Consider the following 24762-nt stretch of genomic DNA (forward strand, 5'->3'; position numbering starts at 1 on the left):
CGCCCGTGCGCTCGAATCGATGACCTCCAGCCCAGCCCGAATCAGAATCGCGCTGATCGATCCAAACCCGACGGACTCGGTCCTGTCGACGACTCGAGGTCTACCGGCCCCACATCACGTTTCACGTGAAACTTCACCTCCCATCGATGGCACTCAATCGCCTACCGCGCACCGACTCGATAGGGCACACGTTCGTCGGCTGAGCAACAAGTCGATGGGAGAAGAGCCGACGCAATCGATCGGTTCGTCCGCACCTGGCAGCAGCCTCCAGAATCCAACCGAATGGGCCCGGTGCGATCCCACCAACGTCGCCGTACCGATACCGCGGGACGGGTCCATCCCGTCGGCGAACGAACACAGTCGGTGGCGCTACGCCTTGACGGCACGGATCCTCGAGAACAACGTTTCACGTGAAACCGACCCACCGTTGCTCAGCCCCGCGTCAAACGTCATCGCAGAACGACCGCGGGTAGCCGATGCACACCGCAGACATTCTCGGCCGCAATGGCGTCCCGGAGATCCTCGATCTCGCGGCCGGGCACGGACGGGGGAGAGTCCACAGTTTCGATCTCGATCACATCGCGATCGCCTCGAGCACCCAGCCGCTGCACCCGAACTCCAGACGCACCCACACTGCATGTGGATCAGCCGGATGGGTCAGCAGTCGTACACAGTCGTTCGCTGGACGAGTGCTCCCGTGCAACTGTCTCGAGCACATCGTCGGCCCTCGCTCATGTCCCCGAATCGAGCCCGCGGAGATTTCGACGGGCACCCTCTCGAAGATCGACAACGCCGCGAGTATCGCCTCATCGTCGGCTTCGCGGTACGGGCACTTCGTATCGCGCTGGAGTTCCCGCCGCGGCTACAGCAATCGAACGATTCTCTCGACCTTCACAACGATCGATGCGCGACTGTCCAAGGTGAGTCGCATCGTCGTCGGAAGGATCGTCCATGAGCCCGGGCCCGCTGTTGTCTATCTCCGAATCCCGGCAACGCCGATCTTTGCCGACATCGAATCCCACAGCGACGGCCCGATGTCCTGTCCCACGTATATGCCCTCGGCCGGATCGTCGGCACACACCCTGCGCGATCGATGCCCGTCGCTATTTCTTCGCTGAGTGTCTCGAACTCAGTTTCACTGCTGCGCCGAACTCGATCCGGACACCCAACTGGCATCGGACTGTTTCACGTGAAACCGCCCCGGCTCCGGACCGTCTCGAATAGCAGTCGAAATGTCTCAACTTCATCAGAGAACGAACGTCACGACGGCCCAGTGTGCGCGGTGCCTAGAACCAGCGTCCGCGAGAACAGCACTGCGACGGACGCAACATGCTTGGACGATGACGACATCGATGTCACACGTCTCACGTGAAACAATTCCGCGCAATGTGCGCTCGATACCGACGCGTCACACCGCCATAGTTGCCGTCACAGTGACGAAAGCGCACTGGATGCCTGGATCTGGTAATTCGGCGAGGAAATCGATCGAACCGGCAACATAGTCGTCTGCTCGGCACACAAATTACATCGATGATATTCGCCAGGATGTGCGGCTACATCCGGATACGACGATGGCCCCCACCGAAGTGGGGGCCATCGACTGGGAGGCTCAGTTACGCCTTGACGACGACTACTCGTCGGGCCGGCTCGACGCCGGTGCTTTCGCTCGCTACGCCGTCGATCTTCGCGACCGCGTCGTGCACGATCTTTCGCTCGAACGGAGTCATCGGGGTCAGTTCTTCGCGTTCACCGGATTCGAGAACGCGACGGGCTGCTTCGGCACCGAGGTTGCCGAGTTCCGTACGCCGGTTGGCGCGCCAGCCGGCGACGTCGAGCATCAGCTTGCTGCGCTCACCCGTCGACTGCTGAACGGCGAGACGAGTCAGCTCCTGCAGTGCATCGAGAACTTCGCCCTTGCGACCGACGAGCTTGGCGAGATCGTCGCCGCCGTCGATGCTGACGATCGCGCGATCACCCTCCACGTCGAGATCGATGTCGCCGTCGAAGTCCAGGACGTCCAGAAGTTGCTCGAGGTAGTCGCCGGCAATCTCGCCTTCCTCGACCAGATAATCTTCGTCGTCCTCGTCATCCTCGTCGATCTTGTCCTCGACCACTCCCGAGTCATCGGATTCCTCGACCACAGGAGTCCGATCTGCCTCCGCGTCGACTGCACCCACCTGATCGGCCTCGACCACCACGTCACTCGCTCCATCCCCGGATACCGCGCCGGTTGTCCGTACTTCGTCGTTCTGTGCTTCTTCTACGTCCGCTGCCATGTTCGTCCTTCTCTCGACGTGTCGGTCAGCGCCGCTTGCGCTTGGTCGACTTGTTCCGGTTCGCCTGCGGTCTCGGTTTCGCCGGCGTTGCGGCACCGGTCGTCGAACCGGAACTGCCCTCGCCGGTCTCCGCCACGGACGAATCGCTCGTCGGCGTCATCTTCGAGAGCTTGGGACGAGCACCTGGCTTCGGCTTGGTGGTCGATACCGGCTTCACACCGGGCTTGGGCGCGTTCTCGGAACGCTTCTCCACTGCGGCAGCGACCTTCGCGGCTTCTTCTTTGTCGATCTTTCCGAACACCAGGTGCTGCTGCGCGTAGGTCCAGGTGTTGTTGCTGACCCAGTACAGCAGGATCGCGACGGGCAGCAGGGCACCGAACACGAGAACACCGAGCGGGAAGACGTACAGCGCGAGCTTGTTCATGATCGCGGACTGCGGGTTCGCTGCGGCCGCCGCGCTCTGACGCGCGACCGATGCGCGCGAGTTCAGGTGCGTCATGATGGCCGCGATGATCATCAGCGGGATGGAGACTGCTGCGATGACCCAGGTGGACGGAATGGTCGCATCCGGTCCTACGGCGAAGGCATTGAGCTGGTCCTGCGGCATCGTGATCCACGCCGAGATCGGTGCACCGAACAGGCGGGCGTCCAGGAAGGACTGCACGTCCGCCACGTTGAACGCGTAGTTCGACAGCTCGCGGTTCTCCTCGGGAGTCAACCCGAGCTGACCGAAACCGGTACCGGTGCGGTTGAACGAGCGCAGTACGTGGAACAGGCCGATGAACACAGGCGCCTGCGCCAGCACCGGCAAGCAGCCCATCAGCGGATTGAAGCCGTGCTCCTTCTGGAGCTTCTGCATCTCGACGGCCATCTTCTGCTTGTCTTTGCCGTACTTCTTCTGCAGCGCTTTGATCTGCGGCTGTAGCTCCTGCATCTGCCGCGTGGTGCGAACCTGCTTGACGAAGGGCTTGTACAGAATCAGGCGGAGGGTGAAGACCAGGAAGACGACGGACAGTGCCCAGGCGAACCCATTGCTGGGATCCTGGAACACAAAGCCGAACACCTTGTGCCACACCCAGAGAATCCAGGCAACCGGGTAGTAAATGAAGTCGAGCACGGCTCTATGTACTCCTCTGTTCTTCCACTCGCACGAGATCGTGGTGTTCTTCGGTTTCGGTAGGTTCGGTGACGATCGCGCGCCACCTACCGGGTTCGGGTACCGGGTCCCACCCTCCAGAGTGCCAGGGAGCACATTTGAGGAGGCGGACGACTGCCAGCAACGAGCCCTTCGTCATTCCGTGCACCTGGAGGGCCTCGATGGCGTACTCGCTGCAGGTGGGGGAGAAGCGACAGGTGGGAGGTCTCATCGGGGACACGTATGTCCGGTACAACCCGATGACGTAGACGAGTGTTCGAGCAGGAATGGAACGAAGGTTGCCCATGAATGTCATGACGGCGGACCCTTCGGAGCTTCGAGAAGACCGAGCTTCTTCAATCCTGAACGCAGTTGAATCGATAGATCTGCCGAGGACGCGCGCGCGGCTCCGGGCAGTGCACGGATCACCACGTCGGTGGTCTCGGGGAGCTCACCGATGACGTCGGTACAGATATGCCGAAGCCGGCGCGCAACTCGATGACGAGTTACGGCCGGCCCGACTGCCTTGCTGACGATCAATCCGAATCGTGGCCCGCGAACGGTCGATGCGATGTCCTGTTCGTCACGCACGACGGCGTGAACCACAAGATCCGATCTACCCATTCGGCGTCCTCGACGCACCGCTACGGAGAAATCACGTGCTCGGTGTAGTCGATTCGGCTCAGGAAGCATCCCGAGCTCCAAGCTTCGGACGAACAGATATCAGGCTGTGAGTTCTTTACGGCCCTTGCCGCGACGTGCGGAAACGATTGCACGACCCGCACGGGTACGCATACGAAGACGGAAGCCATGAACGCGCGCGCGGCGGCGATTGTTCGGCTGGAACGTCCGCTTGCCCTTGGCCACGGTCAACACTCCTCGAGATTCGACGACGCCGATCTGTCGGCGCCTGCTGTAAAGGTTCTCAGCGAGTTCGGATGAAGTCGCTAGCCTCCCGAGCGAGAAATCCGAGTGAAGACAGACTGTGAGCAGCCAGCAAGCATCGGCCACCTCGCTATTGGGTGACTGTTCGAGAGTACTGATCGAGTCACTGCCGGTCAAACTCGCTCCCGAGTGCACCGTGCCGTCGTTCATGCACAGGCAGCGCCGGTCCGGGGCCACAGATGGTGTGACGGTGCTCGACATCGCCGCCGAACGAGCAGGCACTGCGACACAATTCGTCCGATCGCACGACAGACAGTCGGCATCGATGCAGGTCAGACTGGCGCAAACGCCATACCACGAACCGAAACGCGTTCTGGGGTCACATCGGTGTCGTTTATCCACACCTGTGGATAATTGTGTGGAAACACAGTTCAGGTGGCATATTCGTACCTTGCGGGGTCCACCCACGGACCCTGGTCTCGGCCGCAGCGACGCACGAACGACGACGCTATCCGACGCTGTTGCTGCGCGGGTACGAAACGACGCACGAATTCACGCGTCGAACACCGCCCGAGACCAATGCTCGACGACGGAGGGCCCAACGTGAACGACGATCCGGATGCGCTCGCGCGCATCTGGCCCGAGGTGGTCGCGGAGCTCACATCCGACCGACACAGTGGGTCGCCGCTGACCAAAGGCCAGAAGGCCTGGCTCGCGCTGGTCAAACCGCTGACCTTGACGCAGGGGTTCGCACTGCTCGCAGTTCCGTCGACCTTCGCGCAGGAAGCGATCGAGCGAGATCTTCGCGAACCCATCCTCGGCGCCCTCGGGCGTCACCTGGGACAGGGTGTCGAGGGACTCGGTGTGCGTATCTCGGCTCCCGAGGACGAGAAGATCGAAGCCGAGCGATCCACGTACCCCGATGCAGTCAGTTCTCCTACCTACCGGCGCCGAATCCTGACCAGCAGAGACGACGAGCCGTCGGACTCCGAAACCGCCGACTACGAAGAGGTCGACGACGAACGCGAGGCCTTGGCCAGCGTCCAGAACTCCTGGCCGACGTATTTCACCAAGCCTCCCGACTCGACGCCACCGTCCTCGGGCGCCAACAGCCTCAACTCGAAGTACACCTTCGACACGTTCGTCATCGGTGCCTCCAATCGATTCGCACACGCAGCCGCGGTGGCCATCGCCGAGGCACCTGCTCGCGCCTACAACCCGCTGTTCGTCTGGGGGGCGTCGGGTCTGGGCAAGACGCATCTGCTGCACGCGGCCGGCCACTACGCGCAGCGGCTGTTCCCGGGCATGCGCGTCAAGTACGTCTCGACCGAGGAATTCACCAACGACTTCATCAACAGTCTTCGTGACGACCGGAAGGTGGCGTTCAAGCGCCGCTACCGGGAGACCGACGTGCTGCTCGTCGACGACATCCAGTTCATCGAAGGCAAGGAAGGCATCCAGGAGGAGTTCTTCCACACCTTCAACACCTTGCACAACGCGAACAAACAGATCGTCGTCTCGTCCGACCGGCCACCGAAGCAACTGGCCACGCTCGAGGAGCGACTTCGTACCCGCTTCGAGTGGGGCCTGATCACCGATGTGCAGCCACCCGAGCTCGAGACGCGAATCGCAATTCTGAGCAAGAAGGCTCGGATGGATCGGCTCGATGTGCCACACGACGTGCTCGAGCTCATCGCCAGCCGGATCGAACGCAACATTCGTGAGCTCGAAGGTGCCCTCATTCGAGTGACGGCCTTCGCATCGCTGAACGGACAGGCACTCGACCTCACCCTGGCCGAGGTGGTCCTGCGCGATCTCATCCCCGATTCGTCGAGTCTGGAGATCAACGCGGCCACGATCATGGCCGTGACCGCGGAGTACTTCAACACGTCCATCGAGGACCTCTGTGGTCCGGGTAAGGCCCGAGCATTGGCCATGGCCAGGCAGATCGCGATGTATCTCTGCCGTGAGCTCACCGATCTGTCGCTGCCCAAGATCGGCCAGACGTTCGGTCGCGACCACACGACGGTGATGTACGCGGACAAGAAGATCCGCAAGGAGATGACCGAGCGTCGCAAGGTCTACGACCAGGTTCAGGAGCTGACGGCGCGGATCAAGCAGCGCTCGAAGAGGTAGACGACCCGGCATGGACCGACTCGTCGGACGGCACCGAATCCCATCGCGGGTTCGGTGCCGTCGTGCTTTTCTCGTCGTTCGGCGGACCGATTCCCGACGCGGATTCGGTGATTTTTCGAGGCGTCGACCATTGATTCACACCTGTGGATAACCATGTGGACAACATCGAAGTTCTGGGGATGGAGTGTGGGCGCCTGTGCACCGATGTGATTCGTCCACAGGCAGCGGTTCGTCAACCACGAATTGGTCCCGAGTTCATCCCCACGACACCACGCTCGGCCACCAGCGGATCGAGTGGTCCGTGCACAGATTCCACAGGACCTATTAATACTTCTGTTTTCTCCTTGAAAGAACTTCTTTGAAAACAGGTGTTGGGGAACGATCCGTTCACAGGCCCCTCGGGGACACCCGAATCCCGAGTTCGGCGAGACCCTCGCGCTTCCGTCTCCGGTTCGGAGGGCATACGGTGTGCTTGCGCTGGATGTGCCACACTCGTCGTTGCATCGGTTCGAGCGGCAACCATCGTGGTTGCACCGCCGGATCGTGAAGACGAACGCCACCGAACGAGAGGAAATGCCGAGCGATGGAGCTTGGAAGTTTGAAGTTTCGCGTTGCTCGTGAAGATTTTTCCGATTCCGTCGCGTGGGTGGCTCGTAGCCTGCCGTCCCGGCCGCCCGTTCCCGTTCTCGGTGGAGTTCTTCTTGCCGCCGACGAGCAGGGTCTGACGGTCTCCGGATTCGACTACGAGGTCTCCGCTCAGGTCAAGGTCTCCGCCGAAGTTGCCACTGCCGGCCGAGTTCTGGTGTCGGGCAAGCTACTTGCCGATATCACCAAGTCGTTGCCGAACAAGCCGGTCGACGTCACCGTCGACGGAACCCGCGTTCTGGTCAACTGCGGCAGCGCCAAGTTCTCGCTGCCCACGATGCCGGTGGAGGACTACCCGCAGCTCCCCGAGCTGCCCAACAACACCGGTTCGCTGGCCGGCGATGTCTTCTCCGAGGCAATTGCCCAGGTCGCAGTGGCGGCGGGCAAGGACGACACACTGCCGATGCTCACCGGCATCCGCGTCGAGATCGACGGCACCAACGTCGTTCTCGCGGCCACCGACCGTTTCCGGTTGGCTGTTCGAGAGGTGGAGTGGACTCCCGCCGGCGCCGATACCACCACCGCGGTGCTCATCCCGGCCAAGACCCTGTCAGAGTCGGCCAAAACCCTCGGCGGTAACTCCGGCTCACCCGTCGAACTGGCCCTCGGTTCCGGTTCGACCATCGGTAGTGACGGGCTGCTCGGCATCGTCAGCGATGGGCGCCGCACCACGACGCGTCTGCTCGACGCCGAATTCCCGAAGTTCCGTCAGTTGCTGCCGGCCGAACACACTGCGGTGGCGACCCTCGAGATCGCGTCGCTGATCGAAGCGATCAAGCGTGTGGCTCTCGTCGCCGAGCGTGGCGCGCAGGTTCGACTGGAGTTCAACGGCGAGGGTGTGTTGCTCTCCGCAGGTGGAGACGATGCAGGTCGCGCCGAGGAGGCGCTGCCTGCCGATTTCCAGGGCGAGGCTCTGACCATCGCGTTCAACCCCGGTTACCTCATCGACGGCCTGTCGTCGCTGCACAGCGAGAAGGTCACGTTCGGATTCACGACGCCGAGCCGACCCGCAGTGCTGCGGCCGACCTCGGACGAGGAATTGGTGCCCGACGACGCGGGCAAGTTCGCGGCGCCGCAGTCCGAGTACACGTACTTGCTGATGCCGGTCAGGCTGCCGGGCTGATCCGGTCTGGTTACTGTTGAACCCGCGCGAACTTTCGCACCTGACACAGACAAGGACGCCTCATCATGCAGCTGGGCTTGGTCGGTCTCGGAAAAATGGGCTTCAACATGCGCGAGAGACTGCGTGAGCACGGTCACGAGGTGGTCGGCTACGACCCCCGACCGGAGGTGACCGATACTCCGTCACTGGCCGGTCTGGCCCAGGCGCTGACGGCGCCTCGTGTGGTGTGGGTGATGGTTCCGTCGGGCAAGATCACCCGCGACACCATCACCGGTCTGGCCGATGTGCTCGAGCCGGGCGATCTGGTGATCGACGGCGGAAATTCTCGATTCACCGACGACAAGCCCAACGCAGAGCTGTTGGACGCCAAGGGAATCGGCTACATCGACGCCGGAGTATCCGGTGGCGTCTGGGGCCTGAAGAACGGCTACGGCCTGATGGTCGGCGGTCAGGACGAGCACGTCGCTCGGGCGATGCCGATCTTCGACGCCTTGCGTCCCGAAGGCGAGCGTGCGGACGGTTTCGTGCACGCCGGTCCGGTCGGTGCAGGCCACTACTCGAAGATGGTGCACAACGGCATCGAGTACGGGTTGATGCAGGCGTACGCCGAGGGTTACGAGATCCTCGAGGCCGAAGAACTCGTGCAGGATGTCCAGGGCGTACTGCGAGCCTGGAGCAAGGGAACGGTCGTGCGATCGTGGCTGCTCGACCTGTTGGTCGAAGCGCTGGGCCAGGATCCGGAATTCAGTGCGATCTCCGGCTACACCGAGGATTCCGGTGAGGGTCGTTGGACCGTCGAGGAGGCCATTCGTCACGCGGTCCCCGCGCCGGTCATCTCCGCGGCCCTGTTTGCGAGATTTGCGTCGCGGCAAGAGGATTCACCGGCAATGAAGGCTGTTTCCGCACTGCGCAACCAGTTCGGCGGGCACGCGGTGAAGAAGGCCGATGCCGACGAGACCCTGCGCGCCCCGGCGCCGAAGAACACCGAGTAAGTGTTCGTTCGGTCTCTGCAGCTGCACGATTTTCGATCCTGGGACGATCTCACCGTCGACCTCGGACCGGGCTCGACCGTGTTCGTAGGGCCCAACGGACACGGCAAGACCAATCTGCTCGAGTCGCTCAACTATCTGTCGACGTTGTCCTCGCATCGTGTGTCGTCGGACGCTCCCATGATTCGAGCCGGTGCTGCCAAGGCCTTCGTGGGCAGTGCCGTGGTCAATCACGGTCGCGAACTGATCATCGATGTCGAGCTCCTCGAAGGCAGAGCCAACAAGGCTCGGATGAACAGGTCTCCGCTGCGGCGCCCCCGTGAGATTCTGGGGGTGTTGCAGAGTGTGCTGTTCGCTCCCGAGGATCTTTCGCTCGTGCGCGGCGATCCCGGCGAGCGACGCCGCTATCTCGACGAGCTACTGACCACTCGGATTCCTCGAATGGCCACCGTCCGTGCCGATTACGACAAGGTGCTGCGGCAACGATCGGCTCTGCTCAAGACGGCGAGTGGATCGCTGCGTCGCGGATCGTCCTCGGGCGACGGCGCGAGTGCGCTCGCCACCCTGGACGTCTGGGATGGTCATCTGGCAGCGCACGGAGCTCGATTGCTCGCTGCCAGAATAGCGTTGGTGCACGAGCTGATGCCGTTCGTGCAACAGGCCTACAGTTCGATCGCACCCGAGTCGCGGTTGGCTGCCGTCGCCTATCGCTGCAGTCTGGCCGAGGCGCTCCCACCGGAGTTCTCCGATGCCGACCGTGCACCCGAGCCCGACGACACAGAAGTTCTCGAAGCTGCCTTCCTCCATCAACTTTCGGTGATGAGACAGCGTGAAATCGAACGCGGGGTCTGCCTGGTCGGACCGCACCGCGACGACCTGGAACTGATGCTCGGTGACCAACCGACGAAAGGCTTTGCCAGCCATGGTGAATCGTGGTCGTACGCATTGTCTTTGAGGCTCGGCTCCTTTGCCTTGTTGCGGGAGGACGGTACCGATCCGGTACTGATGCTCGACGACGTCTTCGCCGAACTCGACCGCAAACGGCGTGCCGCGCTGGCGACGGTGGCGGCCGGTGCCGAGCAGGTGCTCATCACGGCCGCGGTACCGGAAGACGTACCACCCGAGCTGGACGCTCGTCGTTACGGAGTGGAAGCGAAGCAGAGCGCGGATTCCGGTGCAGCAGGACGTATCTCGCGTATCTCGGACTTGTCGAACGATATCGATATCGCACGTTCGGAAGGTGAGGATCGATGACCGACGACGACGCGACTCCCACGGACAACGGTGACGTACCGGAACTGAAAGGCGTGGATCTGGCGCGTCGAGCACTCGAGGACGCCCGAGCCGCAGCCAAGGCCAGCGGCAAATCGGTGGGACAGGGACGGTCGTCACCGACAGGCGGAGTCAGAGCACTGCGGGGGCGTCGTCGCCGGGGCTGGTCGGGAGCGGGGCCGGACGACCGTGATCCCCAGGCGTTCGGGGCGCTGGCGAACTCGATCGCGTCCAAGCGCGGATGGTCGGCGAAGGTGTCGGAGGGCGCGGTGCTCGGCCGGTGGCCGAGCGTGGTCGGCGAGGACATCTCGGCTCATGCGGACCCCACCGGTCTCAAGGACGGAGTGTTGAGTATTTCCGCCGAGTCCACGGCGTGGGCGACCCAGTTGAGGCTGATGCAGTCGCAGATTCTGGCCAAGATCGCTGCCGCCGTCGGTCACGGCGTGGTGACCTCGCTACGCATCACCGGTCCGACGACCCAGAGTTGGAGAAAAGGCGAACGGCACGTCCGGGGACGAGGTCCGCGGGACACGTACGGATAGTGAGAGGTCCCAACCTTCGCTTTCGGAATCTCCTGGTCCAGGTGATTCTCAACAGATGTTGGGGCCAGTGTTGCTGTGACATGGTCGATGTGCGTAGCGTGATTCGGGACACGCAACGGTCGGGGGACCGATTTACTGTTCTGTGCGCATCGGACGAGGAGAAGTTGTGTCTGCACCAACGAAGAAGACATCGACAGCAGCCGTCGATGTGGACGGAACCCCCGAAGATCGCGTCATCCTGCACGCGCGGAACGTGGAGTTCGATTGGAACTCGCTGCCGCTGCATTACATGGATGGCAACCCACTCGCGACGCACCTGATCAACGTGATGCACCTGCTCCTGCCCGAGGGTGAGGAGTGGTTCGTGCGCACGTTCAAGGAGGCGCTGCCACTCATCCACGACGATCAGCTGCGCGACGACGTGATCGGATTCATCGGTCAGGAAGCGATGCACGCGCAGGCGCACACCGATGTGCACGATCAGCTTCGGGCCCACGGCATCGACGTCGATCCGTACGTCGATCAGATGAAGTTCCTGTTCGGCCGTGCTCTCGGCAACCGGACCGGCCACGGCCAGAACAGCCTTGTCGAACGTCTCGCCCTGATCGCCGCCGCCGAGCACTTGACCGCTTTTCTCGGCGATTGGGTTCTCAATGCCACGGCGTTGGACGAGGCGGACATCGATCCGATCATGCTGGACCTGCTGCGGTGGCACGGAGCCGAAGAAGTCGAGCATCGATCGGTGGCCTACGAGGTGATGCGGTACTTCGACGTCCGCCCGGCCCGCCGGATCCGAACCTACGTCGTCATCGCGCCCACGCTCGTGTGGTTCTGGACCCGCGGTGTTCGCTTTCTCATGAGCCAGGATCCGACGCTGGCGCACCTTCCCGCAAAGCAGCGCACACCGTCGTTCCGAGAGTTTCGCCGAGTGGCCGCTGCGGGTCTGTTCCCGACCCCGATGTCGATGGTGAAAGCGTCGCTGCGCTACTTCAAGCGCACGTACCACCCTTCGCAGGAAGGGTCGACGGCGCAGGCAGTGCAGTATCTGGCCACCTCACCGGCAGCTCGGTCCGCCGATCGATGACCAAACGCACGTTGCGGAGCAAGCTCGGCGCAATGGCACAGAAGGTGGACTCGTTCCGACTGGGACGCACGATTCCGAAGAATCTGTACGGCCGCGACGAGCCCGATCAGACCGTGTCACTGGTGACCGACGCGCTCGACAAATGGTTCGCTCTGCTCGACGGTGACGACTACGACGCGTCGTTCGCGGCACCGCCCGTCGTCCGGACCCGGGTACTGACCTTGGTCTCACGCGAAGTGCTCTGCGTGGACGAGCAAGTGATCCGACTGACGTTCGCCGCGGCCGACGGAGCGGTGTTGCCTGCGTGGGCACCGGGAATGCATCTGGACTTCTATCTCCCGTCCGGCCGCCGTCGGCAGTACTCGTTGTGTGGCGATCCGGATGCCGACTCGTACTCCATCGCGGTGCGCCTGGTGCCCGACGGCGGCGGCGGGTCGCGCGAGATGCACGATCTCCCGGTCGGCACCGAAGTCTCGATTCGGGGGCCGCGCAACGGTTTTCCGTTCGTACAGTCCGAGCATGCACTGTTCGTGGCCGGAGGAATCGGTATCACTGCCATCATCTCGATGGTCCGTCGCGCTCGCCGGACGGGAATGGACTGGCACCTGGTCTACTGTGGCCGTTCGCGTGAATCGATGCCGTTCCTCGACGAGATCGCCGGCTGGGAGGCCGAGCGTGTCACGGTGCGGACCGATGATGTGGACGGCATGCCGTCGAGCATGGATCTGCTCGGTGCCGCGGCACCGGGTGGTTCGGTCTACGTGTGCGGGCCGCCGCCGATGATCGACCTGGTTCGGGCCTCGTTCGACTCCTTGCCCGCAACGCATCTGCACTTCGAGCGGTTCTCGCCGCCACCGGTGAAGAACGGTGCCGAATTCGAGGTCCAACTCGTCGACTCCGGTGACATCGTCACGGTCGGCCCGGAAGAGACTGCGCTGCATGCCATTCGGCGGCTGCGCCCGGATGTGGCGTACTCCTGTCAGCAGGGTTTCTGCGGGACGTGTCGCGTTCGAGTACTGAGCGGAACACCGCAGCATCGGGAGAATCGGCTTACGGCCGAGGAGCAGCAGCGTGAGATGTTGATCTGCGTGTCGCGTTCCGAGGGCGAACGGATCGTGCTCGATCTGTAGCCGAATCGCCGGTTTTACCCTTCATCTTTGCCGTCCGGTATCGAAAAAATGCGTCTGTGAAGCAATCAGGGGCCTTTTAGGGGTGTCATCGTGCCCATGCTGTCGCAGGCAACCAGTACTATGGACCGGTACGACATCAAGCCCGGAAAAAACGCATGGACTCGGGCGCGGCCGGAACCGACTGCGCCCATCCCTGCGGTAGCACCCTGCGGGGTGTGAGCGGGGTAGTGGACGCGTAGAAGGAGAACCAGCTAACCGTGGCTGCCCAGAAGTCAGGTACCAACGACAACAGCAAGGATTACGGCGCTTCGTCCATCACGGTCCTCGAGGGCCTGGAAGCGGTTCGTAAGAGGCCCGGTATGTACATCGGCTCCACCGGTGAACGAGGCCTGCATCACCTGATCTGGGAGGTCGTCGACAACTCCGTCGACGAGGCCATGGCCGGCTATGCGTCCACCGTCGACGTCACCATCCACGAGGACGGCAGCGTCGAGGTCAAGGACGACGGTCGAGGAATTCCCGTCGCCATGCACGCCTCCGGTGTTCCCACCGTCGAGGTCGTCATGACACAGCTGCACGCAGGCGGCAAGTTCGACTCCGACTCCTATGCCGTCTCCGGTGGACTGCACGGCGTCGGCATCTCGGTGGTGAACGCACTCTCCACCAAGGTGGAACTGCAGATCGCGCGCGACGGTCATCGCTACAAGCAGACCTACGACTACGCCAAGCCCAGCCCGCTCGAGACCGTCGGCGATACCGACGAGACCGGCACCACCGTACGATTCTGGGCCGACGGCAAGATCTTCGAGACCCTCGACTACAGCTTCGAGACCGTACATCGTCGCCTGCAGGAGATGGCGTTCCTGAACAAGGGCCTGACCATCAACTTCACCGACGAGCGGGTGGCAGCCACCGACGCCACCGAGGAAGAACTCGGTGAGACGGCCGAGGCACCCAAGACCGCCGAGGAAGAACAGGCCGACGCGGCCGTCGCCAAGCCGGCCAAGGTGCGCAAGCGGACCTATCACTACCCGGACGGCCTGGTCGACTTCGTCAAGCACATCAACAGGACCAAGACCGCGATCCACAATTCGGTCGTCGGCTTCACCGGTAAGGGTGAGGGCCACGAGGTCGAGATCGCCATGCAGTGGAACGCCGGGTACTCCGAGTCGGTACACACCTTCGCCAACACCATCAACACGCACGAGGGCGGCACCCACGAAGAGGGCTTCCGAACCGCGCTCACCTCGACGGTGAACAAGTACGCACTCGAGAAGAAGCTGGTCAAGGAGAAGGACGTCAAGCTCACCGGCGACGACATCCGTGAGGGTCTGGCCGCAGTCATCTCGGTACGGGTCGGCGAGCCGCAGTTCGAGGGACAGACCAAGACCAAGCTCGGCAACACCGAGATCAGGTCGTTCGTGCAGAAGGCATGCAACGAGCACCTGGCGCACTGGTTCGAATCGAACCCCGCCGACGCCAAGACCATCATCAACAAGGCGGTCTCCTCCGCGCAGGCCCGGATGGCTGCACGCAAGGCGCGAGAATTGGTGCGCCGCAAGAGCGCAACCGACATCGGAGGCCTGCCGGGCAAGCTCGCCGACTGCCGCTCGAACGATCCGAGCAAGTCCGAGATCTACATCGTGGAGGGCGACTCCGCCGGCGGCTCGGCCAAATCGGGACGAGATTCGATGTTCCAGGCGATCCTGCCGCTGCGCGGAAAGATCATCAACGTCGAGAAGGCTCGCATCGACCGCGTCCTCAAGAACAACGAGGTCCAGTCGATCATCACCGCCTTCGGCACTGGCATCCACGACGAGTTCGACATCACCAAGCTTCGCTATCACAAGATCGTGCTGATGGCCGACGCCGACGTCGACGGCCAGCACATCTCGACCCTGCTGATGACGCTGCTGTTCCGCTTCATGCGACCGTTGATCGAGCACGGCCACGTCTACCTGGCCATGCCGCCGCTGTACAAGTTGAAGTGGAGCCGGGGTGAACCCGACTTCGCCTACTCCGACCGCGAGCGCGACGGTCTGCTCGAGGCCGGTATCGCCAACAAGCGCAAGATCAACGTCGAGGACGGCGTCCAGCGCTACAAGGGCCTCGGCGAGATGAACGCCAAGGAACTGTGGGAGACCACCATGGATCCGTCGGTGCGCGTCCTGCGTCTGGTGACACTGGACGACGCGGCGGCAGCCGACGAGCTGTTCAGCGTGCTGATGGGCGAGGACGTGTCCGCGCGTCGTAGCTTCATCGCCCGCAACGCGAAAGATGTTCGCTTTCTTGACGTTTAGTCACTTCCCTTCACGCACCGATGAGTTCTCTCGGTGCGTGACGGTGACCGTTTCTTGAGGAGATTTGCATGTCTGACATCACCGAACCGCCGGTAGGACCCCCGCCGGGTTCGACCACCAACGCCGAGGGCGGCGACCGGATCGATCCGGTCGACATCCAGCAGGAAATGCAGCGCAGCTACATCGATTACGCGATGAGCGTCATCGTCGGGCGCGCGCTGCCCGAGGTGCGTGACGGACTCAAGCCGGTGCACCGCCGCGTGCTGTACGCGATGTACGACTCCGGCTTCCGGCCCGACCGCAGCTACGTCAAATCCGCACGCCCCGTTGCCGAGACGATGGGTAACTACCACCCCCACGGCGACACCTCGATCTACGACGCACTGGTGCGTCTGGCTCAGCCGTGGTCGATGCGGTACCCGCTGGTCGACGGCCAGGGCAACTTCGGCTCCCGCGGCAACGACGGCGCCGCAGCCATGCGTTACACCGAGGCCCGGCTGACTCCGCTCGCGATGGAGATGTTGCGCGACATCGACGAGGAAACCGTCGACTTCATCCCCAACTACGACGGCAAAACCCAAGAGCCGACGGTCCTTCCGTCCCGCGTGCCGAACCTGTTGATGAACGGCTCCAACGGCATCGCCGTCGGTATGGCCACCAACATTCCGCCGCACAACCTGCGTGAACTGGGCGACGCGGTGTTCTGGGCCCTCGACAACTTCGAGGCCGACGAAGAAGCGACGCTCGCGGCCTGCATGGAACGCGTCAAGGGCCCCGACTTCCCGACCCACGGCCTCATCGTCGGTGGCCAGGGCATCCAGGATGCGTACTCCACCGGCCGTGGCTCGATCCGCATGCGCGGCGTCGTCGAGATCGAAGAAGATTCCAACGGTCGCACCACGATCGTCATCACCGAGCTGCCCTACCAGGTCAACCCGGACAACCTGATCACCTCGATCGCCGAGCAGGTCCGAGACGGCAAGCTCTCGGGCATCTCCAAGATCGACGACGAGTCCTCCGACCGTGTCGGCATGCGCATCGTCGTCACGATCAAGCGCGACGCCGTCGCGAAGGTCGTGCTCAACAATCTCTACAAGCACTCGCAGCTGCAGACGAGCTTCGGCGCGAACATGCTCTCGATCGTCGACGGCGTTCCGCGGACGCTGCGCCTGGATCAGATGATCCGCTTCTACGTCACTCACCAACTCGACGTGATCGTCCGACGTACGCGGTATCGCCTGCGCAAGGCCGAAGAGCGTGCCCACATTCTGCGCGGCCTGGTCAAGGCTCTCGATGCGCTCGACGAGGTCATCGCCCTGATCCGGGCATCTCCGACGGTCGACGACGCGCGGCAGGGCCTGATCTCGCTGCTCGACATCGACGACATTCAGGCCCAGGCCATCCTCGACATGCAGCTGCGACGCCTCGCAGCCCTCGAGCGTCAGAAGATCATCGACGAGCTGGCCGAACTCGAACGCACCATTGCCGACCTGCAGGACATTCTGGCCAAGCCGGAGCGGCAGCGACAGATCGTGCGCGACGAGCTCGCCGAGATCGTCGAGAAGTTCGGCGACGACCGTCGCACGCGCATCATCGCCGCCGACGGGGACGTCAACGACGAGGATCTGATCGCCCGGGAGAACGTGGTCGTCACGATCACCGAGACCGGTTACGCCAAGCGCACCAAGACCGACCTCTACCGATCGCAGAAGCGCGGCGGCAAGGGTGTGATGGGAGCGGGGCTCAAGCAGGACGACATCGTCAGCAAGTTCTTCGTCTGCTCGACTCACGACTGGATCCTGTTCTTCACCACCAAGGGGCGCGTCTACCGGGCCAAGGCCTACGAACTGCCCGAGGCCAATCGGACCGCCCGCGGTCAGCACGTCGCGAACCTGCTCGCCTTCCAGCCGGACGAACGCATCGCCCAGGTCATCCAGATCAAGACCTACGAGGATGCGCCGTACCTGGTGCTAGCCACCAAGGGCGGTCTGGTCAAGAAGTCACGACTGACCGACTTCGACTCCAACCGCAGCGGCGGCATCGTGGCCGTCAACCTGCGCGGCGAGGACGAGTTGGTCGGGGCCGTTCTCGCGTCCTCGGACGACGATCTGCTGCTGGTCTCGGCGCAGGGACAGTCCATCCGGTTCTCTGCCACCGACGAGGTGTTGCGCCCGATGGGCCGCGCCACCTCGGGCGTGCAGGGCATGCGCTTCAACGGCGAGGACGCGTTGCTCTCGCTCAACGTCGTCAGCGAGAACAAGTTCCTGCTGGTCGCGACCTCGGGTGGATACTCCAAGCGCACCGCGATGGAGGACTACCCCCAGCAGGGCCGCGGCGGAAAGGGAGTGCTGACAATCCAGTACGACCCGAAGCGTGGCACGCTGGTGGGAGCTCTCATCGTCGACGACGAGGACGAGCTGTACGCCATCACGTCCAGTGGTGGCGTGATCCGGACCGCTGCCAAGCAGGTTCGGAAGGCCGGCCGACAGACCAAGGGCGTGCGGTTGATGAATCTCGGTGAAGGCGACACACTGCTCGCGATCGCGCGCAACGCCGACGAGATCGAACCGGATTCTCTGGGCACCGAAGACGATGCAGCGAAGGAGTCGTAAGTGAGCACTCCCAACCGGCCTGGTAGCAGGCCCGGCCCCAGCGGTGGACCGGACAGCCGGGATGCCGCGCGGGCCGAGCAGCCCGCGCGTCCCGCGCCGCCCGAGGGAGCTCGCCCGGGCAACCGCCCGCAGCCGGCCACTCGTCCCGCGCCCGCCGCAGGCCGTGGTCCGGCCCCACAGGGGGGTGCACGCCCACCGATGCGACCCGCACCGGGTGCTCCGAACGGTCCGGCACGTCCGGCTCAGGGACCCCCGCCGCAGCGGCCGCCTGCACCTCAGGGACCGCCGCCTCAGGCTCCTCCGGGGGCCACCGAGCAGGGTGCGCCTCGGCAGGGACAGGCTCCTGCCGGTCCGGCGCAGGCCCAGCCGCCCCAGGCTCCCGGCCGTCCGCCCGGACCCGGTCAGCAACCGGCCGGTCGACCCAACGCTGGTCCGCCGCAGAACGGCCAGCCGCCACAGCGGCAGGCACCGGGCGGTCAACCTCCACGACAGCAGGCTCCACAGCTCTCGACTCCACAGCGATCGGCACCCGGCGAGACCGTGCGCACTCCGGAGGTCTCCGCCGAGTCGACGGCCACCGGCGAGGCGTCACGCGCGCCGGAAGCCGCTCGGGGTCAGGACCAGGCCGGTCCGGCAGCAACTCAGGCGATGCCGGCCCAGCAGAACGACGGTCCGCAAGGTGGCTCGGGAACCCCGCCCTGGCAGCGCGGTCAGCGTCCCGCATCGCAGGGAACCGACGATCGGCAGCAGCCGCAGAATCAGCCGCAGACCAACCTCTCCGGACGCGGTGCGGCACTGCCTCCGACCGGTGAGTTCGATCGATCGGCTCGCACGTCCGCCGAGCCGATCCAGCGCGAATCGACCGAGGACAAGACCGAACGGCGAGAAGCCGCCAGGTCGAAGGCCGCGGTCATCGACGGACCGACACGGCACATCGAACGCAAGGATCTGGCGAAGGACATGCCGGATCTGTCCGCGGTGCGGCACCCGGAGCCGTCCCTGTCCGAGCGTGCGGCACCTGCATCGATCACGGCCGTGCCCAGTGCCGACGGCGATCCCCTGCGGGCGACCATCCAGATCCGCAAGATCGATCCGTGGTCGACGCTCAAGATCGCCCTCGTGATCGCAGTGTCGCTGTTCTTCGTGTGGATGGTGTCGGTCGGCCTGCTGTACGCAGTGCTCGACGGCATGGGCGTCTGGGAACGGCTCAACAGTGCGTTCACCGAGATCGTCAACGAATCCGGCGACGGCGGACTCGTCAGCGCCGGGCAGGTATTCGGCTACGCGGCGGTGATCGGTGTGATAAATGTCGTACTCTTCACCGCTCTGACGACCATCGGCGCCTTCATCTACAACCTGTCGTCGGACCTGGTCGGCGGCGTCGAAGTGACATTGGCAGACCGCGACTGACCTGCATCATCGACAGCCGTATCGGGCCGTTTTGGAAGACAGCGGCCCGATACGGTAATCTCATCCCTCGGTTCGAGGAGAGGTTTTCTTCGGTCCGAAGTAGTGATGAGGGCCTATAGCTCAGGCGGTTAGAGCGCTTCCCTGATAAGGAAGAGGTCGGAGGTTCAAGTCCTCCTAGGCCCACACCGAACGAACGAAAAGAGGCAGGACGTGAAAATCCTTCTTCTGGTCGCATCGGCGGTGATTGCAGTGCTGACACTATCGAAGGTGCGCTCGCAGCGCAGCGCAGACGGCGTCTGGCACAGAATCCCCACCGCGTGACAATCGCTCGGAGTGGACGTGTAAGGTTCGTCTACGATTACCGGCAACACCCGGGGCCTTAGCTCAGTTGGTAGAGCGCTGCCTTTGCAAGGCAGATGTCAGGAGTTCGAATCTCCTAGGCTCCACAAGAAATAGGACGTCCACTTCGGTGGGCGTCCTTTTTCGTTTCTCCACCCGGCCCCACGTCCACTCGATGTGACATCGACCCCCCAAAAGTCCACTGAATGTGACATCGAGTGCCCGCGAGTGCCGAGAGGTTCGAAGCGGATTCGGCGGCCCGGTTGTGATCGGACCCAAGGCGGTCTGTGCTTCGGCGCCCACATGTCCAGACAGTCGTCGGTTCTGTGTCGTATCCGTATTTCGATCCTTAGCGTGGTCGCTGTGCAAAGCACGTCGGTTCTCGGATCGATGTGGATGGTCGCGACGGCGCACCGCAGGGGGGTGTGCCGTCGTCCGATCTCGGCGGACGCTGTTCGCCACTGTCTCGAATCGGTTGGCGGTTCGGGCATCTCGAATCTCTAAGGAGTCCCGCAGATGACGCGTGTTCTCGATCATGAAGAGCTGTTGACGGAACTCGACGGCACTCTGGAAGCCAATTTGAATCGCCATCTGTCGATGGCGAAAGAATGGCATCCGCATGATTACGTTCCGTGGGATCTGGGTCGGAACTTCGCGGCGATGGGTGGGCAGGACTGGTCTCTGGAGCAGTCGTCGTTGTCGGAACTGGCTCGCACGGCGATGATCACCAATTTGCTCACCGAGGACAATCTGCCGTCGTATCACCGGGGGTTGGCAGACAACTTCTCGTTGGACGGTGCCTGGGGGACGTGGGTGGGGCGTTGGACTGCGGAAGAGAATCGCCACGGCATTGTCATGCGCGACTATCTGGTCGTGACCCGAGCGGTCGACCCGGTGGAGCTGGAGCGGGCGCGAATGCATCACATGACGGTGGGCGTCGATGCGCCGATGGATGGCGCGAATTTTCTCCATTCGGTGGCGTATGTGACGTTTCAGGAGTTGGCGACGCGGGTGTCGCACCGGAACACGGGTCTGGCGTGCGGAGATCCGGTGGCGGATCGAATGTTGGCTCGTGTTGCCGCGGACGAGAACCTGCACATGATCTTCTATCGGAACCTCGGTGAGGCGTCGCTGGATCTGGTGCCCGATCAGATGGTCCGCGCCATCACCGATGTCGCGACCGACTTCCAGATGCCCGGTCTGAACATGCCCAATTTCCGCAAGAATGCGATGACGTTGGCCAAGCACGGGATCTACGATCTGCGGCAGCATCTGGACGAGGTGTTGATGCCTGTCTTGCGCAAGTGGAAGATCTTCGAGCGCAACGATTTCACGGGTGAGGGCGAGCGGGATCGTGATCGGCTGGCAGCCTTCGTCGAAGACCTGGCAGTCAAGGCGACCAAGTTCGAGGAGTCTCGCGATCGTCTGCTTGCCAGGGAGGCGGCACGCGCCGAGAAGGCGTCCTGACCTGCTACGTCTTCGCCGGCCAGAGTCGTGATCACGTCTCGGAGGTGTTAGAGTCCGGGCATCGTTGGGTCATGTGAGGCGATGGCCGTAGTGCGTGGGGAGGGCCGATGGTGCCTGGGGGGTATCGGGTGAGTGGTGGTGTTTCTTTCGGTGAATGCTGCCTCCAGTCGGCCGAATCATGGTCTTGCACGGTTGGAATCGACTGGTGAGCAGGCCCAGGTTCGACGAGTCCGGACGCATGCTCGCCGTGTTCGCGGCGGTCACCACGGTTCTGTACGCCGCCAGCGCGATAGCGTCGTGGTCGAATCTGACCGGTGCGCAGCAGGTTCTGGCCGCCTTGGCTCTGATACTCGGTCCGACGGCGATCGTGGTGCTGGCAAGGGCGGGTGTGCCGAGCCCCAAGCAGGCGGTGGGATTGGCGACCGCATTGTCGGTGATGGCACTCGCCTGTGCGCTGGGGAGCAGCGACACCATGCCGGCGTTCTTGATCTGCGTCCAGGCGGCCATGTTCCTCGGCATGCACATCGGTGCGTTCTGGTCCGAACGCAGTGCAGGCATTTGGGTTGCAGTGCTTGCTGTTTCGGCGGTCATCGGAGCCGCGATCGCGCCGTACGGAACGCCGTTCATCAGTTACATCCTCGTGGCGCTCGGCATCGTCGGTGCCACGGAGGTGTTCGGTGTCTTCGCGCGCCGAATGCGCTATTCCGCGACGCACGACGCTCTGACCGGCCTGCTCAACAGATTCGGGTTCGAGTCCAAGATCGAGAAGATGTTGCCGGCATGTGCCGCTCGCGGATTGTCGGTCAGCCTCGCCGTGCTCGACCTGGACAATTTCAAGGAGATCAACGACGAGTACGGCCACATTGCCGGTGACGTCCTGCTCGCCCGGGTCTCGAAGGCATGGAAGGGGCAGTTGACCCGACGTGACGTTCTCGGTCGGCTCGGCGGAGACGAGTTCGTGCTGTTCATGCCGGGGGTTCTCGAAACGGAGGCCTGGCAGATCATCGAGCGACTGCGCCGCGCTCATCGTGCGGAGTGGAGCGTCGGATTGGCCTGCATGCCCGCGGGTCGCCGCTGGGGTGAGATCTATCGGGCAGCCGACGCCGATCTGTACCGGGCGAAGCGAAGCCGGCCGCCGAGGACGAGTCGGCCGTCCGATCCCGACGCCGGGTACAGCGGCCCGATTCGCAGGATCGCGCAGTAGCGCTCCGTCGACGCAGCATTGATCCCCAGATTTCATCCACAGGCTGGGGATAGATTTTCCCGCGCTGTGCACTTCTCGCGTTGACTCGTCGACAACGACGATGCTGCGGGGGATGCGCGATGGTCACTCTCGACGAGTTCAGGACATGGGACAGCCGAGTGCTGGCAGCCGCGTCCGAAGCCCTGATGCGGCGCTGGCGTGAAGTGACTGCCGTGCACGATTCGGTAGCGGACGCGGCCATGGGCACAGGGTGGGACGGTCCTGCGGCCGAGGCGGCGCGTGAGGCGATGAGCCGCATCCGATCCGATCTGGCAGACGTCGCAGCCGAGTTGCTTCGGATCGCGACCTGTACCGCGGATGCCTCGATCGACATGCAGAGTCTGGTCGCTGCCCTCCGCTCGGTGGAGCAGACAGCGGCGGACGAGCGATTCGCGGTCGAATCCGATGGCTCGGTGTCCGACGCTGCAGCGTCGTATTCGGTTGCGCTCGCGGATCTGTGGTCGACGATGCGAGAGCGGCGGCGGTGCCGTGACGAGCTCGCCGAGCGAATCGCGCAGCTGATCCGTACGGCCACGGACTTCGACGACTTCCTTGCCCGACGCCTCGCCGGGGAAACGTCCGCAGCCTCCGTCGCGACGGTAGTTGCGGCTTCGGTGCCGCGCGACGGGTCACCGGCGGCCAATGCTGCCTTCTGGAGCGCGCTCTCGTCCGCGGCACGGACCAGGTTGCTCGTCGAACAGCCCACGCTGATCGGCAATCTCGACGGCCTGCCTGGACGGGTACGGGACAGCGCCAACCGCCGAGTGTTGGCCGCCGAGCGTATCCGCCTCCGCGCCGTCGAGGCCGAACTGCAGAAAGAGTTGGACGACAATGTGTTCGGCGGAATCTTCAGTGACGCCGATGCCGGACTCGAGCAGACTCGCACACGGCTGGCATCACTCGATGCGATCGACGCGACGCTGGCGCAAGGAGCTCGACAGCTTCTTGTCCTCGACAATTCCTCGTACGAGGAGACGATGGCGGCCGTGGCGGTCGGCGATGTCGATACCGCAACCCATGTCGCCGTCTTCGTGCCCGGTCTCGGCTCGACGGTGCACGGTCATCTTCCCCGCTACGACGGCGACATGGAGAACCTCGAAAGCACTGTGCAGCAACTTGTTTCGCAAGACGGACCACAATCTGCGGCTGCCGTGACCTGGCTGGACTACCAAGCCCCTCAGGTGGGGTGGAGTTTGCTCGATCCGAATCGGACCGTGGTCTCGGGTGCGGCTGCGCAGGCGGGAGCCGATCGACTGGTTCCGTTTCTGAACGGCCTCGACGCCGCGCGTGCGAGCGATCCGCATCTGTCGGTCTTGGCCCACTCCTACGGATCCCTCACGGCAGCATCTGCGCTCCGAGGTGACACGGGAGTCGACGAGTTCGTGGCTCTCGGGTCACCGGGGCTCGGCACCCACAGCGTCGCGGACCTTCAGCTTCCCGTCGGACACACCTTCGCAGCGGAGGCCCAAGGCGATATCGTCGCCGATCTCGCCGCGTTCGGCCGCGATCCGGGCGCACTCGACGGAGTCACCTTGCTGTCCACCGAGCCGTCCGACGGGGCCGGCGGCTCGAGCGGGCACAGCGACTATCTCACCGAGGGCACCACCAGCGGACACAACACTGCACTGGTCGTCGCCGACCGCGGCGCTGAGGCCGTGATCAGAACGAGGCCGGGTCTGCTCGACCTGCTGCAGAAAGCTCTGTACCTATGACGGCGTGTCGTCGTAGTCGGCCAGACTCGGCGGAACGTCGGCAGGCGGGGGCACCTCGTTGCGACGACGACCGAGGAAGAACACGACACCTCCGACGACGGCAGCAGCGGCACCGAACACCAGGATTCGGCGGGTCCGACGTGATCCGGCGTCGGCCGTGACCAGCGCCGGGGTGCGATTCGCTTCGGCAATACGTTCCGCGGTCACCGCTCGCCGCTGCGCGGCCTGCTTGCGTGCCAGCCCGTAACCCTGTCTGGCCAACAGCAGGCCCACTCCGGCCGGACCCTTGCTAGCGGCAGATGCGGCTCCGAGCAGCGCGGACGCTGCGGTACCGGTGGTCGACCGACCCTGGTCGGGCTTCGTTGTGCTCGTCATACCCTCACTGTTCCACAACACACCCCCGCTGAACCCTCCCGATACACCCGACTCGATGCCCGTTGTGAACTGCCCGATCACCCGAGA

The 24762-nt window shown here is 63.6% G+C and carries 19 protein-coding genes and 2 tRNA genes; 15 read left to right on the forward strand and 6 right to left on the reverse strand.

All coding sequences use genetic code 11. The features are described 5' to 3' along the window. Nucleotides 1–1613 precede the first annotated feature (1613 nt). The 5 genes from CH274_RS02975 to rpmH are packed head-to-tail and all read right to left on the reverse strand — an operon-like array spanning nt 1614 to nt 4278. Entirely contained in the window at nt 1614–2276 is a 663-nt protein-coding gene (locus CH274_RS02975; protein WP_094656692.1) for a Jag family protein, read from the reverse strand. 25 nt (nt 2277–2301) lie between these two features. Continuing rightward, on the reverse strand, nt 2302–3393 hold the full coding sequence (yidC, locus tag CH274_RS02980) for a membrane protein insertase YidC (protein WP_032396984.1): 1092 nt from the start codon (nt 3391–3393) through the stop codon (nt 2302–2304). 4 nt (nt 3394–3397) lie between these two features. Then, entirely contained in the window at nt 3398–3727 is a 330-nt protein-coding gene (yidD, locus tag CH274_RS02985) for a membrane protein insertion efficiency factor YidD (RefSeq protein WP_032396985.1), read from the reverse strand. Continuing rightward, nucleotides 3724–4104 carry a ribonuclease P protein component gene (rnpA, locus tag CH274_RS02990; protein ID WP_032396986.1) on the reverse strand — a complete coding sequence of 127 codons (381 nt, stop codon included), beginning with the start codon at nt 4102–4104 and terminating at the stop codon, nt 3724–3726. Before rnpA ends, yidD begins: the two co-directional genes overlap by 4 nt. A gap of 30 nt (nt 4105–4134) precedes the next feature. Further along, nucleotides 4135–4278, reverse strand: a complete 144-nt coding sequence (gene rpmH, locus CH274_RS02995) for a 50S ribosomal protein L34 (RefSeq protein ID WP_026347786.1) — start codon at nt 4276–4278, stop codon at nt 4135–4137. A gap of 621 nt (nt 4279–4899) precedes the next feature. Here rpmH and dnaA point away from each other — a divergent pair. From dnaA to CH274_RS03070, 15 genes are all read left to right on the forward strand, one after another. After that, nucleotides 4900–6432, forward strand: a complete 1533-nt coding sequence (dnaA, locus tag CH274_RS03000) for a chromosomal replication initiator protein DnaA (RefSeq protein ID WP_032397345.1) — start codon at nt 4900–4902, stop codon at nt 6430–6432. A 583-nt stretch (nt 6433–7015) separates the two neighbouring features. Beyond that, nucleotides 7016–8200: a DNA polymerase III subunit beta gene (gene dnaN / locus CH274_RS03005; RefSeq protein ID WP_032396987.1), complete on the forward strand. Its 1185-nt coding sequence runs from the start codon at nt 7016–7018 to the stop codon at nt 8198–8200. 65 nt (nt 8201–8265) lie between these two features. After that, nucleotides 8266–9192 carry a phosphogluconate dehydrogenase (NAD(+)-dependent, decarboxylating) gene (gnd, locus tag CH274_RS03010; RefSeq protein WP_032396988.1) on the forward strand — a complete coding sequence of 309 codons (927 nt, stop codon included), beginning with the start codon at nt 8266–8268 and terminating at the stop codon, nt 9190–9192. Then, on the forward strand, nt 9193–10443 hold the full coding sequence (gene recF / locus CH274_RS03015) for a DNA replication/repair protein RecF (RefSeq protein ID WP_094629012.1): 1251 nt from the start codon (nt 9193–9195) through the stop codon (nt 10441–10443). Then, nucleotides 10440–11003, forward strand: a complete 564-nt coding sequence (locus CH274_RS03020; RefSeq protein ID WP_032396990.1) for a DUF721 family protein — start codon at nt 10440–10442, stop codon at nt 11001–11003. The genes recF and CH274_RS03020 overlap by 4 nt, the downstream gene beginning before the upstream one ends. A gap of 166 nt (nt 11004–11169) precedes the next feature. Continuing rightward, on the forward strand, nt 11170–12087 hold the full coding sequence (locus CH274_RS03025; protein WP_052049959.1) for a metal-dependent hydrolase: 918 nt from the start codon (nt 11170–11172) through the stop codon (nt 12085–12087). Nucleotides 12088–12119: 32 nt separating this feature from the next. Beyond that, nucleotides 12120–13217, forward strand: coding sequence for a PDR/VanB family oxidoreductase (locus tag CH274_RS03030; protein ID WP_094656797.1), 1098 nt, complete (start codon nt 12120–12122; stop codon nt 13215–13217). Nucleotides 13218–13474: 257 nt separating this feature from the next. Next, nucleotides 13475–15517: a DNA topoisomerase (ATP-hydrolyzing) subunit B gene (gene gyrB, locus CH274_RS03035; RefSeq protein WP_032396991.1), complete on the forward strand. Its 2043-nt coding sequence runs from the start codon at nt 13475–13477 to the stop codon at nt 15515–15517. Between the two features lie 68 nt (nt 15518–15585). Beyond that, a complete protein-coding gene (gyrA, locus tag CH274_RS03040) occupies nt 15586–18129 on the forward strand; it encodes a DNA gyrase subunit A (protein WP_032396992.1) in 2544 nt (847 codons plus the stop codon). Then, nucleotides 18130–19539 carry a DUF3566 domain-containing protein gene (locus CH274_RS29885; RefSeq protein ID WP_306436591.1) on the forward strand — a complete coding sequence of 470 codons (1410 nt, stop codon included), beginning with the start codon at nt 18130–18132 and terminating at the stop codon, nt 19537–19539. A gap of 109 nt (nt 19540–19648) precedes the next feature. Further along, a tRNA-Ile gene (locus CH274_RS03050) sits at nt 19649–19722 on the forward strand. A 190-nt stretch (nt 19723–19912) separates the two neighbouring features. Then, nucleotides 19913–19985: transfer RNA gene (locus tag CH274_RS03055), tRNA-Ala, on the forward strand. 409 nt (nt 19986–20394) lie between these two features. Then, entirely contained in the window at nt 20395–21345 is a 951-nt protein-coding gene (locus tag CH274_RS03060; protein WP_045197778.1) for an acyl-ACP desaturase, read from the forward strand. 205 nt (nt 21346–21550) lie between these two features. Next, complete coding sequence (locus CH274_RS03065; RefSeq protein ID WP_230596956.1) at nt 21551–22549, forward strand: GGDEF domain-containing protein; 999 nt, start codon at nt 21551–21553, stop codon at nt 22547–22549. 119 nt (nt 22550–22668) lie between these two features. Next, nucleotides 22669–24300, forward strand: a complete 1632-nt coding sequence (locus CH274_RS03070; protein WP_094656693.1) for an alpha/beta hydrolase — start codon at nt 22669–22671, stop codon at nt 24298–24300. On the opposite strand, the gene CH274_RS03075 is transcribed toward CH274_RS03070, so the two are convergent. Continuing rightward, the gene (locus tag CH274_RS03075; protein ID WP_143546519.1) at nt 24295–24675 is read right to left on the reverse strand and encodes a hypothetical protein; all 381 of its coding nucleotides are present in this window, start codon (nt 24673–24675) and stop codon (nt 24295–24297) included. The two genes, CH274_RS03070 and CH274_RS03075, sit on opposite strands and share 6 nt — an antisense overlap. Between the last annotated feature and the right edge of the window lie 87 nt (nt 24676–24762).

Source organism: Rhodococcus sp. 06-418-5, from assembly GCF_002258285.1.
Taxonomy (GTDB): domain Bacteria; phylum Actinomycetota; class Actinomycetes; order Mycobacteriales; family Mycobacteriaceae; genus Rhodococcoides.

What these genes read in the sequence shown, in the direction of transcription:
- CH274_RS02975 (WP_094656692.1), bottom strand. Translation starts at nt 2,276, where the DNA reads ATGGCAGCGGACGTAGAAGAAGCACAGAACGACGAAGTACGGACAACC.
- yidD (WP_032396985.1), bottom strand. Translation starts at nt 3,727, where the DNA reads ATGACATTCATGGGCAACCTTCGTTCCATTCCTGCTCGAACACTCGTC.
- rnpA (WP_032396986.1), bottom strand. Translation starts at nt 4,104, where the DNA reads ATGCTTCCTGAGCCGAATCGACTACACCGAGCACGTGATTTCTCCGTA.
- dnaN (WP_032396987.1), top strand. Translation starts at nt 7,016, where the DNA reads ATGGAGCTTGGAAGTTTGAAGTTTCGCGTTGCTCGTGAAGATTTTTCC.
- gnd (WP_032396988.1), top strand. Translation starts at nt 8,266, where the DNA reads ATGCAGCTGGGCTTGGTCGGTCTCGGAAAAATGGGCTTCAACATGCGC.
- CH274_RS03020 (WP_032396990.1), top strand. Translation starts at nt 10,440, where the DNA reads ATGACCGACGACGACGCGACTCCCACGGACAACGGTGACGTACCGGAA.
- CH274_RS03030 (WP_094656797.1), top strand. Translation starts at nt 12,120, where the DNA reads ATGGCACAGAAGGTGGACTCGTTCCGACTGGGACGCACGATTCCGAAG.
- gyrA (WP_032396992.1), top strand. Translation starts at nt 15,586, where the DNA reads ATGTCTGACATCACCGAACCGCCGGTAGGACCCCCGCCGGGTTCGACC.
- CH274_RS03060 (WP_045197778.1), top strand. Translation starts at nt 20,395, where the DNA reads ATGACGCGTGTTCTCGATCATGAAGAGCTGTTGACGGAACTCGACGGC.
- CH274_RS03070 (WP_094656693.1), top strand. Translation starts at nt 22,669, where the DNA reads ATGGTCACTCTCGACGAGTTCAGGACATGGGACAGCCGAGTGCTGGCA.
- CH274_RS03075 (WP_143546519.1), bottom strand. Translation starts at nt 24,675, where the DNA reads ATGACGAGCACAACGAAGCCCGACCAGGGTCGGTCGACCACCGGTACC.